This is a genomic window from Aphanothece sacrum FPU1, assembly GCF_003864295.1.
GTDB classification, from domain to species: domain Bacteria; phylum Cyanobacteriota; class Cyanobacteriia; order Cyanobacteriales; family Microcystaceae; genus Aphanothece_B; species Aphanothece_B sacrum.
Map to the genome: position 1 here is coordinate 266,951 of NZ_BDQK01000013.1, position 17,567 is coordinate 284,517.

The following is a 17,567-nucleotide window of genomic DNA, read 5'->3' on the forward strand; positions in this document are numbered from 1 at the left end:
TTTCAAGGTGTTAGCCTCTATTACCTTACCCAAATCTTCCACTAACATAATCTCTGGTGGATTTTTGGGCGGGATTTTGGAAAATTATCTCGGTTCTATCATATTCCACTAAATACCCAACCTTGCCACCTTTTGGTGTGGGTTCTGCATTATAAAAAGCGGTTAAATCTGATACCCGTGAGGCTTGCTGCATATTATGGGTAACAATAACAATGGTATATTCTTTCTTTAATTCGTGCATTAATTCTTCTATTTTTAGAGTAGAAATAGGGTCAAGGGCAGCACAAGGTTCATCCATTAAAATGACCTCCGGTTTAACTGCAATAGTCCTAGCAATACAAAGTCTTTGCTGTTGTCCCCCGGATAAAGCTAGTCCACTTTGGTGTAATTTATCTTTAGTTTCATCCCAAATAACCGCTTTTTTCAGGGAGATTTCTACTAACTCATCCATGTCCCCTTTAAACCCATTTAATCTCGCCCCAAACGCAATATTTTCGTAGATTGATTTCGGGAAAGGATTGGGTTTTTGAAAGACCATACCAATACGACATCGTAAGTTAACAGGGTCAACTTTTTGGGCGTAAATATCGTGACCTCTAAAGGTAATTTTGCCATCTATTCTGGCACTAGGAATTAAATCATTCATCCGGTTAAAACACCGTAAAACCGTACTTTTTCCACAACCAGAAGGGCCAATAAAGGCGACTACTTTATTAAGAGGAATCTCTAGGGAAACTTCTCTAACGGCTAAATTGGAACCGTAAAAAACATTGAGTTTTTCGGTTTTCAAGACAGTTTCTGTTACCACATTAGTTACCATAATAACCTTATTACTATAATTGAATACTCTTAATCATGAAAAAGTTTAACCGAATTTTCCACTAACATAATCTCTGGTAGACTGTTGAGAAGGATTAGAAAAAATCGTTGCTGTTTTGTCATATTCTACTAAATAACCGACTTTACTTCCTTTCTGGGTTGCTTCGGCATTGAAAAAGGCGGTAAAATCAGCTACACGAGTAGCTTGCTGCATATTGTGGGTGACAATAACAATGGTATAATTTTCTTTGAGTTCGTGCATTAATTCTTCTACTTTTAAGGTAGAAATGGGGTCTAATGCAGAACAAGGTTCATCCATTAAAAGAACTTCTGGTTGAGCCGCAATGGTACGAGCAATACAAAGTCTTTGTTGTTGCCCTCCTGATAAAGAAAAGCCACTTTCTTGTAATTTATCTTTCACTTCATCCCAAAGAACAGCCCGTTTTAAGGATGTTTCTACTAATTCGTCTAAATCTCCTTTAAACCTATTAACTCTTGCCCCATAAGCCACATTATCGTAAATAGTTTTCGGGAAAGGATTGGGTTTTTGAAAGACCATTCCGATATATTTTCTGACTTCTATGGGATCAATATCAGACCCATAGAGATTTTCTCCATGATAGGCAATTTTTCCATCGAGACGAAAACTATCAATTAAGTCATTGAGTCGATTAAAACATCGTAATATTGTACTTTTTCCACAACCAGAAGGGCCAATAAAAGCAGTTACTTTATTTTTAGGAATGGTAAAATTAATGTCTCGAACTGCTCGATAATTTCCGTAATAAATATCGACATTTTCTAAACTAAAAACTGTTTCTGTTGACATAACGGGTCTGACTGATTGATCTATATTATCCATTTTATCATCATCCTTACAAGTTTAATTTATCTCAAAAAACCAGGGCGGGTTTATCTAACTTTTTGGTGAGAATCATGGATTTTGTAAAAAACCCGCCCCTACTACAAATTTTGTGTAATTAATTTTGTCTACCTACTTATTAACTATCAACTATCAACTATTAACTAATTTAATAGGTTTTCTGACGACTAGCCCAACGAGCGGTAACACTGGTAATTAACACTAATAATACCAAAATTAAAGAGCCAGCCCAAGCTAATTCTTGTTGTGGTTTAAAGGGTACAGTCGCAAAATTATAAACCAAAACGGAGAGGGTAGCGATAGGTTCTAATAAACCTTTGGGTGGTACACTAGGCCAAAAATTAGAAAACAAAGCCGTAAAAATCAGTGGGGCCGTTTCTCCGGCTGCACGGGCAACCGCTAAGGTAACACCTGTTAAAATAGAGGGAATAGCAGCCGGAAGTACAACTTTTAAGACAGTTTGATAGTTGTACGCCCCTATGCCAAAGGCTGCCCACCGTACATCTTGGGGAACGATTTGTAATGCTTCATCCGTTGTACGGACAATTGTAGGTAACATCAACACCGCTAAAGCAAACCCCCCCGCGATGGCTGAAAACCCAACAATTCCACTAGATACTAACAACCCAAAAGCGAAAATTCCGGCTATAATTGAGGGAACCCCACTTAAAACATTAGTGGCAAACCGTACCCATTGAGCAATTTTATTGCCTCCGCTAAACTCCGAGAGATAAACGGCAGCCAATACCCCAAAAGGAACCGCAATTGCTGTGGCCAACAATACTGTAATAATTGTACCGATAAGTGCGTTAGCAATGCCGCCTTCTGAGAGTCCTGGAGGTGGGGGAAGTTCGGTAAATAAACTCAAATTAAGTTGAGAAAATCCCTGGATTGCCACAAAAATCAACACTGCAAATAGGGGAATTAAGGTGACAATCATACATAAAGAAGCAATTACTGTCCAGAAAGTATCAAAAAGAGAACGGGGACTACCCGGCTTCTTTTTCAGACTTATTCCTGTTCTTTGAGGCTCTAAATTAGACATAATGGAGTAAAAATTTTTAATATTTAGCTTTCACTTGACTAACAATATAATCAGCCACAATATTAACCACTAAGGTTAAAATCATTAATACTAAAGCGGCATACATTAAAGCAGCTACTTGCATTCCTGATGCTTCAGCAAATTGGTTAGCTAATAAAGAAGAAATAGTGTTAGCTGGTTCGAGAATAGAAATGCTAATTCTGTTGACATTTCCAATAATCATAGTAACCGCCATAGTTTCTCCCATAGCTCGACCTAAAGCTAACATAATTCCTCCCACAATTCCCGAAATAGCTGCGGGAATTAATACTCTAAAAATGGTTTCCCAACGGGTTGCACCTAAACCTAAAGATGCTTGTCGTAAATCAGGAGGTAAGCAAGCTAAAGAATCACGAGAAATGGCGGTAATAATGGGTAAAATCATGATTGACAGCACAATTCCTGCCGGAAACATTCCAGGGCCACCAGAAGGAGGAGTGCTAAAAAAAGGAATCCATCCTAATGTCTCGTGTAACCACAAAGCAAAGGGCTGAATAAAAGGAATAAGAACAAAAATGCCCCATAATCCATAAACCACACTAGGAATAGCTGCTAGTAATTCAACTAAGAAAACTAGGGGAGTACGGAATTTTAGGGGGATAAAATCTTCACTTAAAAAAAGAGCAGTTCCTACCCCTAAAGGAATAGCAATAACTAAAGAAATCAAAGAACTAACTAAGGTTCCGTAAATAATAGGTAAAGCCCCGTAAGATTCTCTTCCTTGAACTGGATTCCAGGTACTATTAACTAAAAAGCCAAAGCCAAAAGTTTGAATAGCTGGCCAAGCACGCCATGTAATAACAGCCCCGATAGAGAATAAAATTAATCCAATACCAAGGGCAAAAGCTAAGGTAAGCCCAATAAATCCCTTATTGAAAGTTTTTTCAGATTCGGAACGAATACCGACTCCAGTTTGTCGATTGGATAATTGTGCAGTCACGTTTTTTTTTACTCAATTTATGCTAAGAATAACAACAGTTTTTTTGAGAGACTAGGAGAATTTTTTTTATTGTTTCTCCTAGCTAAATTATCACATTAATGACCTTATTTAAGTTTAATTTGATAATCGGGACTAATGGTATCAGCAGCCGCAGCTACTTTTTCTTTCACACTCATGGGTAAGGGAACATAACCAAGGGCTGCACTTTGTTCTTGACCTTTGGTTAACCCATATTGAATCATAGCTTCCATAGCGATCGCTTTTTGAGGATCATCAAAAGTCTTAGGAACCAAAAGCCAAGTATAAGTTACGATAGGATAAGAACCTTCTCCTTGGGGATCGGTGATAAATTCCCGTAAATTCTCCGGTAAAGTTACTGCATCTAATGTAGCTGAGGCTGTCGTATCATTGGCTTCTACATATTTTCCAGCCGCATTTTCTAAGGAGGCCATGGTCAGACCATTATTCTTAGCATAACCATATTCAACATAACCAATTGAGCCTTGATTTTGTTGAATTGCTGCTGTTACTCCTTCATTACCTTTACCACCAATAAATTTTCCTTTGCTGGTGGGCCATTGTACACTTTTACCTTGGCCAATAGCTTTTTCCCAATCTTTACTAATAGCACTCATGTGTTTAGTAAAAACTCCTGTTGTTCCGCTACCATCAGAACGATGAATAACAGTAATAGGTTGATCAGGTAATTTTAAATCAGGGTTAACTGCGGCAATTTTTGGGTCATTCCATTTAGTAATACTACCATCAAAAATACCGACGTAAACTTCTCTAGAAAGTTTTAAACCTTGGACTCCGGGTAAATTATAAGCCATGACGATACTTCCGGCAGCCATGGGAAGCATTAATACTCCTTTTTTAACTTTAGCAATTTCTTCATCTTTCATGGCCACATCACTGGCCCCAAAATCGACGGTTCCTCCGGTGAACTGTTCAACTCCGGCACCACTTCCCACCGATTGATAGTTCACTTGTAGTTCAGGAACTTCTTTATTAAGTTGAACAAACCAATTTTGATACAGAGGGGCAGGGAAGGAAGCACCAGCCCCAGTTAGGGCTACATTGCCTTTGAGTAGAGGTTTCTCCATTGGGGCTGCAGCAGTGGTTTCAGGGGAAGGACTGGCTTCTGTAGTTGTGCCTTCGGGACTTGCCCCAGGACTTGCCGTAGTATCAGGTGTGCCACTTCCACAAGCAGTCAAACTGATAGCTAAGGTGAGTATTGATAAGGATGATATTAAACGGGTAGAACGGGTTTTTAAGCCGAGAGATTTAGACATATTGAAGGTTCTAAGTTTGTGTAAACTAAAATGAATCTTAGAACAGAACTTAGCAGATATTGGTAAAGAATAGATTAAGGAAATACCAAAATGAGCCAAAATAACAATTTTTGAGGTAAGATTGATTATTAAATTTTTTTAAACTTTTAGTTTATCTTAGCTTCACTAATTTATAGTGAAGGGGTAATCAAAAGCTCAATAATTAGTAGTTAGACTAAACTTTACCTAAGCTTAAACTTACCCAAGTTGATAAGGGAAGCATTGGGGAATATTATATAGTTTTTGACATCTAAACATGAATTTATCTATGAGTATAAACAATTGTTCGAGTTATTTTATTAAAAAGCTGGGATTATCCATTGCTTCTGTTGCTTTACTTTCAGCTTGTGGGCAAGTTTCTTCAAAAGATATTCAATCAATTAAAATTGATGGTTCAAGTACGGTTAATCCCATTACTCAGGCAATTGTAAAATATCACAAAATCCAACCCTCTAATAAGCAATTTAAAGAGATTAAAATTGACGGGGAGTTTTCGGGTACTGGGGGAGGATTTAAGAAATTTTGTGCGGGAGAAACGGATATTAATGCAGCTTCTCGTCCTATTTCTCCTGAAGAAATGCAAGCTTGTGATAAATCAGAAGTACGCTATATTGAACTCCCTATCGCTTTTGATGCTATTACACTTGTTGTTAATCGGAAAAATAAAGCAATAGATACCTTAACAGTTGTTCAATTAAAAACAATTTGGGAACCTAAAGCGCAAGTAAAAATAACCCATTGGAATCAAGTTGATTCAGCTTTTCCCAATCAACCTTTAACCCTTTATGGCCCCGATAAAAAATCAGGAACTTATGATTATTTTACTCAAGCTATTATGGGTCAAGAACAACTGAGTCGTCAAGATTATGTGTTTAGTGCGGATGATGAAGCAATAGCTAATGGAGTGATTCAAGATACTAATGCTTTAGGTTATTTTGGTTTTGCGTATTACCAAGAACATAAAGATAAATTAAAAGCGGTGGCTATTGATAATGGTCAAGGGGCAATGTTACCATCAAGAGAAACCGTAGAGAATGGTCAATATCAACCTTTAGCAAGACCATTATTCATTTATGTTAATGCCAAAAAAGCCCAAGAAAATCCAGCCCTAGAAGAATTTGTTAAATTTTATCTAGACAAAGCCCCTGAATTAGTGAGTAAAATAGGTTATATCCCCTTACCCGAAGAAGGCTATCATTTAGCTAAAATTCACTTTCAACGCTTGAAAGTGGGAACTGTGTTTGAAGGGAAACATCAAACGGGTTTAACCATTGGGGATTTATTACGAAAACAAGCTAAATTTTAATTAACTCATTATGTCTATTCCCATTATCTGGCAAGAAGAGAGTAACGATCCTGACAAGGGATATAATTTATCCCTGATTAGTCAGTGGTGGGAATCTCTCAAAGATCAAGAAAATTTTTGGCAACAGCGATTAATTCCTGATAATAGTCAGGTGAAAGATCTTAATTGGGAACGTCAAGGATTTGATGAAAAATTGCTGTTACAAAAGCCTCAAGTTCGTGGCATAACATTATATTGGCATAAATTGGGGGATAATAATGAACATAGTATTACTCCTAAAAAATTAGAATTAGATGAGACTCAGGGATATCTTGATATTTATCCAAAATCTCAATCTAAATTAATTATTCGTGTTAGTAAACTTCCGGTTTATGAAACAGTAGAAATTAAAAATCCCCTGATAGCTGGTACCGCCGTAGGCAGTGATTATATTTTAGTTTTACGAGATAAACAGAAAAAATTAGAAGTGAAACTGATTTTAAATGCTGATAGTTTGCAGCAACTGATTAAAAACTTACTCAATTAGATCAGGTGGCTTTAAGCTAAAACGAAAACGACTTTCAAGGAGGCTCTCCCGACATCTTGGTATAAAATGTATAATCAGCTACAATACTTAATATGGTGGGTTACGACGCGCCTTAAAAGTTATGCATTTTTCATCAAAATCATAGCCCCGTCTAACCCACCCTACGAATTATAAGCTTTACTTATCACCACAGGTACGGGAAAGCCAAAATTGAGATTGGTATTAGCTTAAACCCAAATTTCTGGTAAAATAACAAATATGAAAAGGTAATCAACCAAATTTAATAGAATGTTGGATGTGAATAAATGATCGATTTAATATCCGTCTTTGCCGCAGCAGCAGTGGGCGGTTTACTGGCCTCATTATTAGGACAACCCATTATTTTAGGGTATTTACTCGCAGGAATTATTGCAGGGCCATTTGAGTTGGGCATAATTAAAGATTATGCTCAGGTAGAGACAGTAGCAGAATTAGGAGTAACCTTTTTACTGTTTACTATTGGTGTAGAATTTTCCTTTGCTGAATTGAAAAAAGTTCAGCGAATTAGTTTAGGAGGAGGGGGTCTGCAAATATTCCTGACTATCTCCTTAACGCTTCTGGTTTCCCTGACTTTGGGATGGGTAACATCTGTACCACAAGGCATCTTTTTAGGAGAAATCATCTCTCTGTCTTCTACGGCCGTCGTCCTCAAAGCTTTGATGGAGCAAAACGAAACCGCCACCGCTCACGGACAAGTCATGTTAGGAATACTCATTGTCCAAGACTTAGCCTTGGGATTAATGTTAGCCGTATTACCTGCTTTGAATCAACCCGTCGAAGAACTTGGGATAGCCATCGCCATTGCCTTACTCAAACTTCTATTATTTGCTTTAGGGGCGATCGCCGTAGGAAAATGGTTAATTCCTCCCTTATTACAATTATTGGCTAAAACAGAAAGTAAAGAACTGTTTTTGTTAGGGGTTGTGACCCTATGTCTGCTTATTGCCATGTTCACAGGTGAAATCGGACTATCGACTGAAATGGGGGCATTTGTGGCTGGGCTAATGATTTCTGAGGTAGAGTATGTTGACCAAACTCTAGATGCAGTAGAGTCCTTACGAGATATTTGTGTCGCTGCCTTTTTTGCGGCTATTGGGGTATTAATTGATCCGTTCTTTCTTTGGGATAATTTACCCCTGATCTTGGGCTTAGTGGCCTTTGTTATTATCGCTAAATTTGTGATTGTAACTCCCTTAGTCGTCCTGTTTCGCTATCCAATTAAAACAGCCATTATTTCCGGTTTGGGACTGGCACAAATAGGCGAATTTTCCTTTGTCTTGGCCGAAAAAGGCCAGGAATTTGGCTTAGTCACCGAACAAGTTTATATGCTAATCTTAGGAACAACGGCTATGACTTTGATCGTTACTCCCTTTGTTCTACGACTGTTACCTGGTTTCTTGGCCAGAGGTGAGTCTTTACCCTGGTTAAAGTCTTGGTTAGCGAAGGCAGATGCTCCTTTAGAAGTGGCAGAAGATTTACCCTTTGAGGATCATGTGGTCGTTTGTGGTTATGGACGAGTGGGTAGTAATATTGTCAAATTGTTAAGCGATCGCAACTATCGGGTTTTAGTCATCGAACAGTCCCAACAACAAATTGAAATGCTGCGCAATAATAATATTCCCTATATTTATGGCAATGCTGCCAGTGTCCATGTTCTTGAAAAAGCCAGCATCAGTCAAGCCAAGGGAATGGCGATCGCCTTACCTGATCCCATCAGTAGTCGTTTATGTTTGAAACGGGCCCTAAAAATTAATCCGGAGCTTGATCTCGTAGTGCGAGCGAATCAAAATGAAGACATCGAACTGTTTTATCAATTGGGGGCCAAAGAAGTGGTACAGCCCGAATTTGAGGCCAGTTTAGAACTTTCGACTCATCTTTGTGTTGGACTAGGACTGCCTTTGTCTGAAGTGCAACAAGACATCCGACAGATCAGAGCTTCTCACTATCTTACTCTGCGGCCGGGACGATCTAAAGAGGAGGTTTCCAGGGAGTTAATGGAAGCTACCAAGACAATGAGCAGAAAATGGTATTCTTTACCCCTTAATTCGCCTCTGGTGGGCAAATCTCTTGAAGAAGTCCAACCCCGTCGTCTCACAGGTGCAATCTTGGTGACGGTCAAGCGTTCTAGTGGGGAAAAGCTCGATTATCCCGATAGTCAAACGACCTTCTGCGAAGGAGACAAACTCTTATTGGTGGGAGATGGGGATGAATTAGTCAAATTCGATGATTTAGCCCTGGGAAAAATTGCGATCGCAATTTCCTAATTAAATCACTGCCTTGCCGTACCTTTAGTTATATTTAAAAGATTATGGTAGTTCCCCAACAAGCATCAGAATCAGTTAAAATTATTGAACAACTGCAAGCAGAAATTGCCGCATTAAAAGCTGAGCAAAAAAACTTAAGAGAAAGTGAAGAACGCTGGCAATTAGTATTACAAGGGACTAATGATGGTATTTGGGATTGGAACCTGAAAAGCAATGAAATGTTTTTTTCCCAACGTTGGAAAGAGATGTTAGGTTATCAAGACGAAGACTTACCCAATCATATTGATACCTGGAAAAAATTACTTCATCCTAACGATCAGCAACGGGTGATGAAAGTGTTACAAGATCATCTTGAGGGTAAAACTTCTCATTACAGTGTCTCCTTTCGGTTACGTTGTGTTGATGGTAGTTATAAATGGATTCTTTCGCGGGGTCAAGCTTTATGGGATGAAGCAGGTAAACCCATCAGGATAGCCGGTTCTCATGCAGATATTAGTGAACGTAAAGAAGAACAGATATTATTACGTTCCTTATTAGATTGTATCCCAGATTTAGTATTTTGTAAAGATCCTCAAGGGGTCTATAAAATGTGTAATAATGCTTTTGAAAGTTTCGTCGGACATGATCGCAACGAGATTATTGGTAAGACAGATTTTGAACTATTTTCCCCGGAAGATGCCCTATTTTTTCGGCAACAAGATCAGATTATGATCGAGCAGAAACAGTCCCGTCGTAACGAAGAATGGGTTACTTATCCTGATGGGAGTCGTCGTCTGTTAGATACGCTGAAAACGCCCTTTTGCTGTGCCGATGGTAACTTAATGGGATCTATTGGTATTAGTCGGGATATTACAGAACGCAAACAACGAGAAGAAGCGATCAAAAAACAAGCGGATCGAGATGGTTTACTGAGCAATATTGCACGACAACTCATTGACCAAGATTTTAATACTGCCATTAATTTTACCCTACAAGCATTAGGAAAATTTACCGAATGCGATCGCAGTTATATCATTCATTACAATCCGAAGCAACGATGTTGGAGTATGACCCACGAATGGTGTAATATTAATATTCCTTCTAATATTGACAATTCGCAAAACATATGCTTAGAAGTCTTTCCCTGGTTTTCTGCTCAACTACTTAAAGGAAAACCGATCCGTGTCAACCGTCTCAAGGATCTTCCTCAAGATGCGATCGCCGAAAGAGAAGCTTTTGAAAATAGTCTGAGTCCTACGGTGGTGGTAGTTCCCATGGTAACAGCCGGCCAAACTGTCGGTTATCTGGGTTTAGAAGCGAATCTCTATAAAATCTGGACCAGAGAAGACGTTAATCTCCTAAAATTAGTGGGAGAATTAATGGCCATCGCGGGGGGCCGTTCTGCGGCTGAAGAAGCGCAAAAAGAGTCTCAAGCAAGGTTTGCGGGAATTTTAGATAATGCTAATGAGGCCATTATTTCTATTGACGAAAAACAACATATTACCCTATTTAATCATGTGGCTGAAAAAACTTTTGGTTATCGGGCCGATGAAATATTAGGAAAACCCTTTGATTTACTAATTCCTAATCGCTTTGATGCTACCCATCAAAACTATGTTAATCATTTTTGTGACGCACCTGAAACTGCCCGACAAATGGGAGGCCGTCGTCCTGTTTTTGGCCAACATAAAAACGGTACAGAATTTTTAGCAGAAGTATCTATTTCTAAAATTAAATTGAGGGGACGTACCATTTTTACGGCTATTATTAGGGACATTACAGAGCGTCAAAAAGCCGAAGAAGCTCTTAAAGAAGCTAAAGAAGCGGCCGACGCTGCTAACCGTGCTAAAAGCGAATTTCTCGCTAGTATGAGCCATGAATTACGCACTCCTCTCAATGCTATTCTCGGTTTTACTCAGGTGATGCAAAGAGATATGAGTCTAACGGAAGAACAGATGCAAAATTTAACCATTATTTCCCGTAGTGGAGAACATTTATTAGAGTTAATTAATGACATTCTAGAGATGTCTAAAATTGAGGCGGGACGTACCACCTTTAATGATAATAGTTTTGATTTGTATCGTCTTTTAGATAATTTAGAGACGATGTTACGGGTTAAAACTGAAGCTAAGGGCATACAATTAATTTTTGAGCGGATTCAAGAGGTTCCCCAATATGTCCACACTGATGAAGGAAAACTACGTCAAGTTTTGATCAATTTGTTAGGAAATGCCATCAAGTTTACGGAAGAAGGAGGGGTTATTTTACGAGTTAAATCAGGAGTTAAAGGGGAGGGGCATAAAATTAGTTTAAGCTTTGAAATAGAGGATACGGGGCCAGGTATTGCACCTGAAGAAATAGAGCAATTATTTGAAGCTTTTGGACAAACTGAAACAGGCCGAAATTCTCAGGAAGGAACAGGGTTAGGATTGCCCATTAGTCAAAAGTTTATCAAACTAATGGGAGGAGATATTACGGTTAGTAGTATTTTGGGCCGTGGCAGTTTATTTGCCTTTAGTATTGAGGGTAAGTTAGCTCAAGCAAGTGAGGTTAAAATAATTAAACCTGTGCGTAAAGTGATTGGTTTAGCTCCTGGCCAGCCGCAATATCGTATCCTAGCAGTAGATGATCGTTTAGAAAGTCGTATTTTATTGGTTAAGCTGTTATCTTCCCTGGGATTTCATGTTCGTCAAGCAAGTAATGGACAAGAAGCTTTAGAGATTTGGGAAAGTTGGGAACCTCATTTAATTTGGATGGATATGCGAATGCCTGTAATTGATGGATATAAGGCGACTCAACGCATTAAAGCAACGACAAAAGGTCAAGCAACTGTGATTATTGCTTTAACTGCAAGTGCTTTTGAAGAGGAGAGAAATGTGGTTTTATCGGCCGGATGTGATGATTTTATGCGTAAACCTTTTCGAGAGGAGGTACTGTGGGAGAAAATTGCTCAACATCTGGGAGTTCGCTATATTTATGAGGAAACCAAACTCGATAAGCACAAATCTAAGGATCAAAACTATCCACCAGAGTCAACATCTGTTATTGTTCATCATTGTTTGTCACAAATGTCTCGTCAATGGATTCGTGATCTTCATCAAGCTGCTCTCGAATGTAGTGATGATGGCATACTAGAACTGATTACTCAAATTCCCCCAGATCATCAACTTTTAGCGATCGCGCTTCAAGATTGGGCCCAGAATTTTCAGTTTGATAGTGTTATAAAATTGACTGAATCTTGTGACCAAAAATCCTAATTTATTGCTCATGTCTCCGATAAATTCTTATCAAGGTAATTTACTTGTTGTTGATGATACTCCAGACAATTTACGTCTCTTATCAGCTATGCTTTCTGAACAAGGATATAAGGTTCGTAAAGCACTTAATGGACAAATGGCTTTAAATACAATTTATCAGGTTCCTCCTGATCTGATTTTGTTGGATATTAATATGCCTCAAATGAATGGTTATGATGTTTGTCAAAATCTGAAAAGTAATGAGAAAACTCAAGAAATTCCAGTTATTTTTATTAGTGCGCTTGATGATGTTTTGGATAAGGTGAAAGCCTTTAAAATGGGAGGAGTAGATTATATTACTAAACCGTTTCAGACTGAAGAAGTTATCGCTCGTATTGAAAATCAATTAACTATTCAACGGCAAAAAAAGCAACTACAACAGGAAGTTAAGGAACGACAAAAAACGGAAGAAACGTTACGCATTTATCTTCATGCAGTTTCTCATGATTTGCGTAACCCCGTTTTAGGAATGTCCATGGTGTTAAAAAATTTCCTTAAAAAGAATAAAGAACTACAAAAACAACTGATAGAAATTCCTGAGACAATTTTAGAACAAATGGTGTCTAGTTGCGATCGTCAACTTAATTTGATTAATTCTTTAGTGGAAACTCAACAGTTTGAAATGGGGGGAGTTTCTCTTAACTGTCAATCTCTTAATTTATTTTCTTTGACTCAACAATTAGCCTCTGAATGGGAATTAATATTAAAGGAACATCAAGCAATTTTAATTAATAACATTTCTGCTGATTTACCATTAATTAATGGGGATAGCGATCGCTTATGGCGAGTGTTTGAAAATCTTATGGCTAATGCTCTTAAACACAATTCTCAGGGTATTCAATTAACCCTTAATGCAGAAGTCATAACTACAGAAGAATCTTTATCAATGATTCGTTGTACTTTAGGGGATAATGGCATAGGAATGAGTCCTCAACAAGCAGAAACTTTATTTGAACGTTATCATCGAGGGGAGGTCGCAAAAAGAACTTTAGGATTAGGTTTAGGCTTATACTTATGTCGTCAAATTATTGAAGCTCACGGCGGAAAAATTGGTGTGTTAAGTCAACAAAATTTCGGGGCTAATTTTTGGTTTACTCTACCAATTACAACATAATTTATCACATGTTTAATAAATATAGAACAGGCAAGATGCCTATTCCACAAATCTTTATATTTCAAAGGAAAACCCTATGTTATATGAAACAAAAACGAAAATACTATTAATGATTAGTTTAGCATAATTTGTCCGGTAGAATCCAAATTATGCTTTATTATTACAAACAAGGGACTTTAACTCGTTCATAGTTAAGCTATACAAACAAAGGTTGCCTATGCCACCTATGATTTAGTCCACGAAGGTGGACTTTGTTTTTATAGGATAAGGCTTTAGCCTTTTATTAATGATTAGTTTAGCTAGGAATAAAGTATAATTAATCTATAGGAGTATAAATAAGCAAAAAAAACATTAATTATGGTAACTAATCGTCAATTTTTTTATATATCTCCAGAAATATATCTAGAAGGGGAGAGAGTCAGTCCTATTAAGCATGAATATCGACGAGGAGAGGTTTATGCAATGGTGGGTGCGAAAAAATCTCATATTGTTTTAGGAACAAATTTAGCAACCTTGTTAAATATTCATCTTGCAAATAGTCCCTGTCTGGTTCTAACTTCAGATATTAAGGTCAGATTAGAAGAAGCAAATTGTTATTATTATCCTGATATTGCAGTTGTTTGCGATGAAATGGAAATTAATAATACCGATGATTTTATTCTTTATCCTGTCCTTATAATTGAAGTATTATCAAAATCTACACAAGCATTTGATAGAGGAGATAAATTCACTGATTATCAAACTTGTCCGACTTTAAAAGAATATGTTCTCGTTCACCAAAACCAACAAAAAGTTGAATGTTTTCGACGTGATAAATCAGGAATTTGGACAGAAAAAATTTATGAAAAAGGAGATAAGGTAGAATTTAAAAGTGTGAATTATTGTGGTGAAATTGAGAATATCTATCGTAAAATTCCTGGATTAGAACGAGTTGATTAAAGAATTATTGAATATCAGATACAATATCCGAATCAGTAAACCTCATCATGAGAACCAATTGCTAATAGTAAAATATCTTCGGTTTTTAAATCAGAATTTTCAACAAACTTAAAAACAATACGATAGCTATAATCAATTGAACATGACCATTTCCCCTCAAGTTGTCCTTTGAGTTTGTGAGTGCGTAAGCTAGGATAAAAGGGATCGTCCGTTAATTGTTGTAGGGTTTGTGCAACAACTTCTCTTATCTGCGGATTTTGACGCAATAATCGTTTAAGTTGACGTTTAAAAGCTGGACTCCAGACTAATGCTGTCATTCATCTAACTCCGCCATCAAATCAGCCACTGAACCCCGACGAATGTTACCTTGATCATAGTCTTGTTCAGACTGTACTATATTTTGTAATAATTCATTTCGCTTACGTTCTCTAAGTCGATTTTCAATAAGTTCAATTAACATTAATTGTTGATCAGGTGGAAGTGATTCTACTGTATCTATAGCTTCCTGAAAGGTAGGATAATTATTCATAGATATTTTTTATTTTTGGATTTGCTCTTTTACTAATTCTAAAGGTAGTTTCAATACTCTGGCAATTTGTTCAATACTTAAACCTTCTTTCATCAGTTCAGTTGCAATTTCTATTTTAGCTTGTTGCTCAGGGTTTGATTGTTTTAATTCATTTTCTGATAAACCTGTGCAAATATTACCCTTATTAATTTTTATACTGTTGATAATATTAGAATGAGAAAAATTAGAATAATACCTCTGCAAACTTGATTTAACATTAGACTTACTAACTTCTTCACCTAATGTGCTTGATAATGATTGCCATAACCTACCCGCCACATATTTAATATACTTCTCAGAACGCTTAGTATGTTTAGCGATTTCTGCATATTTTTCATGGTCAAATACTCCTTTTAAGATAGCTTGTTCAATATCATCTAAATGTTCTCCTCGATGGGAGAATATCAGATCATCCACTGTTACTATCAGCGATCGCACATCAAATGTGTCCATGGGGTATATTGGATAATTATGATTTTTTATACCATATCATATCTTTACCCCGTTTTTGTAGCCGTTTAATGTCTTCCTTAAAGCGATTGTCAAAAATGGGTGATAACATTAAATTCCTAATTCATGATAAAGTTCATTATTATTTTGACAAGTGGTTAAGTTATTTTTTTCTTCGACATTCTTAATAGCTTGTTGTGTTTCTTCGTTGAAATCATTGATTGTATAAGTTCCTTCTTCAATTCGTTTTTCTTTTTCAGCTTGTTGTAAAAATTCGTCTAGATGTTTTTGTAGATAGATTGCAAGAGTATTTTGTTGATCTTCAGAAAGCCGTGAAATTTGCTCAAAGGTTTCTTGGATTAATTTAGTCATGGGTTATCTTTCCAAATGGTAGATTGTGTTTTTATATCACATAATATAACTTAATACGACTTAATTTGTCTTTATATTTTTTAAAATTTAGTTAATTTTTGTAAATATTACCTTATATACTTTTATATAACTTTTTGGATCTTGAAAGAAAATTTTGCGTTGTGTATGCTTTTTGGGATGATCATTAATTTTCAATTAGGAAATATAAACTATGAATCTTTTCACACGCTTGATACTCTTTAGTTCACTTTCTTCTGTGGTTAGTATTTTTTTTCTAAATACAGAAGCTAAAGCTTTCACCTTAAACAATTTGCAGGTAAACGTTCAAATTACCTCGCCTACTCAAGGTCAAATATTTCCTAACGGAAGTACTGTTGCCGGAACAGGTATTGCTTCGTGGACAGGTACAATAAGCACTCTTGATGAAAAGGAGCCTATTACACTACTTTTTAGCTACTCCTTGCAACATGCTAATAAACCAGTAAAATCATTTACAACTCAATATACATACGCTTCTGGTCTAAACTTAGTTCCCGTAGGATCGGGAGTACTTAATGTTGATGATATCGCAGGTCCACTTAGTCCTGGCAGTTATGTCACATCGATGGGTGCTTATTTTAACGGAAAACTTGCCAGTGATGGTCTTAGTTGGAAGGTTGTTCCCGAACCCCTAACCATACTAGGTTCAGCTACGGCTATGGGATTTGGTGCATTCTTTAAACGCAAACTAAAACCCTCTAAATCCACTGAAAAAGTAAGCTAATTTGCTTGTTAAAAATAGGATAAATTCCCCTTACTTTAGTTGGTTAAGGGGATTTGTTTTTTTGTCTGTATTTCTAAACTCCAAAAATTTCAGATTTCACAGTTTATCACTTACTTAAAACGGATGATTATTGGGATTTTCTATCAGCAATCCCTCACTTACCACAGCGACATTCAACTCATTATCTGCCGAGACAAAGGTGATAGAAGGTAAACCACTGGCCAGACAAAGTGTATTAACAGCACAACCTACTGCTAATTGGATCGCATCATAGCCTCTTAAACCATAAGTTTCTGCTAATGTCATTCCAGAATTAATTATACTCTCAGTAATTTCGATGACTTGATAATCTTTATGGGAATCCTTTCTAAATTGGTGACTTATTGCTGTTGCATCTGTAAAACTAATACTTCCAATGCGCGATCGCCGCGTAACAGCAGCCACAATCTCTACCTTAGCAATTGCTGCAATGAATATTTCATTATTTAAAGTAGGATCGAATAATCCTAATACCCAAGCTGATCCAGTTTCGCTAATATAACGCTTAACCAATGCGCTACTATCTAAGAAGTAAAGTGTCATCTAACGGCGTTCCTCAATAATCGTTTCAGAAACGGGTTTTCCCTCTACTTGAATCAGTTTTTGCTCAATTATCGGTTCAGAGGAACGACGTTTAATCTGTTTTACTAAGCCAGTATCGAGCAGAGATTGATGAAATGCCGATGGTTTATCAGCTTTCTCTTTATCAATAAGATGCTGTTGAATTGTCTGATTAAGCTGCCGAAGTTCTTCTAGTTCAAGAGTCTCAAGTTGCCTCAAGATTTGAGTAAGGTTTGCCTGTGCCATAATCTGCTACTTTTGAGAGGTTAATCCTTCTTCTATTTTACGATC

Annotated in this window: 18 protein-coding genes; 7 read left to right on the plus strand and 11 right to left on the minus strand. The window is 37.0% G+C overall.

The genetic code is table 11. The features are described 5' to 3' along the window. Positions 1 to 25: 25 nt before the first annotated feature. From pstB (AsFPU1_RS11850) to pstS, 5 genes are all read right to left on the minus strand, one after another. Complete coding sequence (gene pstB, locus AsFPU1_RS11850) at positions 26 to 820, minus strand: phosphate ABC transporter ATP-binding protein PstB (protein ID WP_124974772.1); 795 nt, start codon at positions 818 to 820, stop codon at positions 26 to 28. Positions 821 to 865: 45 nt separating this feature from the next. Then, positions 866 to 1,681, minus strand: a complete 816-nt coding sequence (gene pstB / locus AsFPU1_RS11855) for a phosphate ABC transporter ATP-binding protein PstB (RefSeq protein ID WP_124974774.1) — start codon at positions 1,679 to 1,681, stop codon at positions 866 to 868. Between the two features lie 169 nt (positions 1,682 to 1,850). Beyond that, a complete protein-coding gene (pstA, locus tag AsFPU1_RS11860) occupies positions 1,851 to 2,747 on the minus strand; it encodes a phosphate ABC transporter permease PstA (RefSeq protein WP_124974776.1) in 897 nt (298 codons plus the stop codon). 16 nt (positions 2,748 to 2,763) lie between these two features. Then, complete coding sequence (pstC, locus tag AsFPU1_RS11865; RefSeq protein WP_124974778.1) at positions 2,764 to 3,726, minus strand: phosphate ABC transporter permease subunit PstC; 963 nt, start codon at positions 3,724 to 3,726, stop codon at positions 2,764 to 2,766. Between the two features lie 104 nt (positions 3,727 to 3,830). Further along, positions 3,831 to 5,021, minus strand: coding sequence for a phosphate ABC transporter substrate-binding protein PstS (gene pstS, locus AsFPU1_RS11870; RefSeq protein ID WP_124974781.1), 1,191 nt, complete (start codon positions 5,019 to 5,021; stop codon positions 3,831 to 3,833). 307 nt (positions 5,022 to 5,328) lie between these two features. On the opposite strand from pstS, the gene AsFPU1_RS11875 reads away from it, so the two are divergent. The 6 genes from AsFPU1_RS11875 (at position 5,329) to AsFPU1_RS11900 (ending at position 14,523) form a co-directional block, all read left to right on the plus strand. Then, positions 5,329 to 6,366, plus strand: coding sequence for a PstS family phosphate ABC transporter substrate-binding protein (locus tag AsFPU1_RS11875; protein ID WP_124974783.1), 1,038 nt, complete (start codon positions 5,329 to 5,331; stop codon positions 6,364 to 6,366). Positions 6,367 to 6,376: 10 nt separating this feature from the next. Then, complete coding sequence (locus tag AsFPU1_RS11880; RefSeq protein WP_124974785.1) at positions 6,377 to 6,892, plus strand: hypothetical protein; 516 nt, start codon at positions 6,377 to 6,379, stop codon at positions 6,890 to 6,892. A 305-nt stretch (positions 6,893 to 7,197) separates the two neighbouring features. Then, complete coding sequence (locus tag AsFPU1_RS11885) at positions 7,198 to 9,195, plus strand: monovalent cation:proton antiporter family protein (RefSeq protein ID WP_124974788.1); 1,998 nt, start codon at positions 7,198 to 7,200, stop codon at positions 9,193 to 9,195. Positions 9,196 to 9,239: 44 nt separating this feature from the next. Continuing rightward, positions 9,240 to 12,431 carry a PAS domain S-box protein gene (locus AsFPU1_RS11890; protein WP_124974790.1) on the plus strand — a complete coding sequence of 1,064 codons (3,192 nt, stop codon included), beginning with the start codon at positions 9,240 to 9,242 and terminating at the stop codon, positions 12,429 to 12,431. Positions 12,432 to 12,441: 10 nt separating this feature from the next. Continuing rightward, positions 12,442 to 13,584 carry a hybrid sensor histidine kinase/response regulator gene (locus AsFPU1_RS11895; RefSeq protein ID WP_124974792.1) on the plus strand — a complete coding sequence of 381 codons (1,143 nt, stop codon included), beginning with the start codon at positions 12,442 to 12,444 and terminating at the stop codon, positions 13,582 to 13,584. A 357-nt stretch (positions 13,585 to 13,941) separates the two neighbouring features. Next, a complete protein-coding gene (locus tag AsFPU1_RS11900) occupies positions 13,942 to 14,523 on the plus strand; it encodes a Uma2 family endonuclease (RefSeq protein ID WP_124974794.1) in 582 nt (193 codons plus the stop codon). A 32-nt stretch (positions 14,524 to 14,555) separates the two neighbouring features. Here AsFPU1_RS11900 and AsFPU1_RS11905 read toward each other — a convergent pair whose 3' ends face one another. The 4 genes from AsFPU1_RS11905 to AsFPU1_RS11925 all read right to left on the minus strand — a co-directional run bounded on the left by AsFPU1_RS11905 (position 14,556) and on the right by AsFPU1_RS11925 (position 15,913). Then, the gene (locus tag AsFPU1_RS11905; RefSeq protein ID WP_124974796.1) at positions 14,556 to 14,840 is read right to left on the minus strand and encodes a type II toxin-antitoxin system RelE/ParE family toxin; all 285 of its coding nucleotides are present in this window, start codon (positions 14,838 to 14,840) and stop codon (positions 14,556 to 14,558) included. Beyond that, the gene (locus AsFPU1_RS11910; protein WP_124974798.1) at positions 14,837 to 15,052 is read right to left on the minus strand and encodes a hypothetical protein; all 216 of its coding nucleotides are present in this window, start codon (positions 15,050 to 15,052) and stop codon (positions 14,837 to 14,839) included. The genes AsFPU1_RS11905 and AsFPU1_RS11910 overlap by 4 nt, the downstream gene beginning before the upstream one ends. 9 nt (positions 15,053 to 15,061) lie before the next feature. Beyond that, positions 15,062 to 15,544 carry a helix-turn-helix domain-containing protein gene (locus AsFPU1_RS11915; RefSeq protein WP_124974800.1) on the minus strand — a complete coding sequence of 161 codons (483 nt, stop codon included), beginning with the start codon at positions 15,542 to 15,544 and terminating at the stop codon, positions 15,062 to 15,064. A gap of 108 nt (positions 15,545 to 15,652) precedes the next feature. Beyond that, positions 15,653 to 15,913: a hypothetical protein gene (locus AsFPU1_RS11925; RefSeq protein WP_124974812.1), complete on the minus strand. Its 261-nt coding sequence runs from the start codon at positions 15,911 to 15,913 to the stop codon at positions 15,653 to 15,655. Between the two features lie 211 nt (positions 15,914 to 16,124). Between AsFPU1_RS11925 and AsFPU1_RS23115 the strand changes: the two genes are divergently transcribed. Next, positions 16,125 to 16,676 carry a PEP-CTERM sorting domain-containing protein gene (locus AsFPU1_RS23115; RefSeq protein ID WP_227873515.1) on the plus strand — a complete coding sequence of 184 codons (552 nt, stop codon included), beginning with the start codon at positions 16,125 to 16,127 and terminating at the stop codon, positions 16,674 to 16,676. Positions 16,677 to 16,790: 114 nt separating this feature from the next. Here AsFPU1_RS23115 and AsFPU1_RS11935 read toward each other — a convergent pair whose 3' ends face one another. Further along, positions 16,791 to 17,258, minus strand: coding sequence for a type II toxin-antitoxin system VapC family toxin (locus AsFPU1_RS11935; protein WP_124974814.1), 468 nt, complete (start codon positions 17,256 to 17,258; stop codon positions 16,791 to 16,793). Next, positions 17,259 to 17,522: a hypothetical protein gene (locus AsFPU1_RS11940; RefSeq protein ID WP_124974816.1), complete on the minus strand. Its 264-nt coding sequence runs from the start codon at positions 17,520 to 17,522 to the stop codon at positions 17,259 to 17,261. Positions 17,523 to 17,567: the final 45 nt, after the last annotated feature.

Excerpts from the sequence above, each read along its gene's own strand:
- pstB (WP_124974772.1), bottom strand. The coding sequence starts at position 820 with ATGGTAACTAATGTGGTAACAGAAACTGTCTTGAAAACCGAAAAACTC.
- pstB (WP_124974774.1), bottom strand. The coding sequence starts at position 1,681 with ATGGATAATATAGATCAATCAGTCAGACCCGTTATGTCAACAGAAACA.
- pstA (WP_124974776.1), bottom strand. The coding sequence starts at position 2,747 with ATGTCTAATTTAGAGCCTCAAAGAACAGGAATAAGTCTGAAAAAGAAG.
- pstS (WP_124974781.1), bottom strand. The coding sequence starts at position 5,021 with ATGTCTAAATCTCTCGGCTTAAAAACCCGTTCTACCCGTTTAATATCA.
- AsFPU1_RS11875 (WP_124974783.1), top strand. The coding sequence starts at position 5,329 with ATGAGTATAAACAATTGTTCGAGTTATTTTATTAAAAAGCTGGGATTA.
- AsFPU1_RS11880 (WP_124974785.1), top strand. The coding sequence starts at position 6,377 with ATGTCTATTCCCATTATCTGGCAAGAAGAGAGTAACGATCCTGACAAG.
- AsFPU1_RS11885 (WP_124974788.1), top strand. The coding sequence starts at position 7,198 with ATGATCGATTTAATATCCGTCTTTGCCGCAGCAGCAGTGGGCGGTTTA.
- AsFPU1_RS11890 (WP_124974790.1), top strand. The coding sequence starts at position 9,240 with ATGGTAGTTCCCCAACAAGCATCAGAATCAGTTAAAATTATTGAACAA.
- AsFPU1_RS11895 (WP_124974792.1), top strand. The coding sequence starts at position 12,442 with ATGTCTCCGATAAATTCTTATCAAGGTAATTTACTTGTTGTTGATGAT.
- AsFPU1_RS11900 (WP_124974794.1), top strand. The coding sequence starts at position 13,942 with ATGGTAACTAATCGTCAATTTTTTTATATATCTCCAGAAATATATCTA.
- AsFPU1_RS11905 (WP_124974796.1), bottom strand. The coding sequence starts at position 14,840 with ATGACAGCATTAGTCTGGAGTCCAGCTTTTAAACGTCAACTTAAACGA.
- AsFPU1_RS11910 (WP_124974798.1), bottom strand. The coding sequence starts at position 15,052 with ATGAATAATTATCCTACCTTTCAGGAAGCTATAGATACAGTAGAATCA.
- AsFPU1_RS11915 (WP_124974800.1), bottom strand. The coding sequence starts at position 15,544 with ATGGACACATTTGATGTGCGATCGCTGATAGTAACAGTGGATGATCTG.
- AsFPU1_RS11925 (WP_124974812.1), bottom strand. The coding sequence starts at position 15,913 with ATGACTAAATTAATCCAAGAAACCTTTGAGCAAATTTCACGGCTTTCT.
- AsFPU1_RS23115 (WP_227873515.1), top strand. The coding sequence starts at position 16,125 with ATGAATCTTTTCACACGCTTGATACTCTTTAGTTCACTTTCTTCTGTG.
- AsFPU1_RS11935 (WP_124974814.1), bottom strand. The coding sequence starts at position 17,258 with ATGACACTTTACTTCTTAGATAGTAGCGCATTGGTTAAGCGTTATATT.
- AsFPU1_RS11940 (WP_124974816.1), bottom strand. The coding sequence starts at position 17,522 with ATGGCACAGGCAAACCTTACTCAAATCTTGAGGCAACTTGAGACTCTT.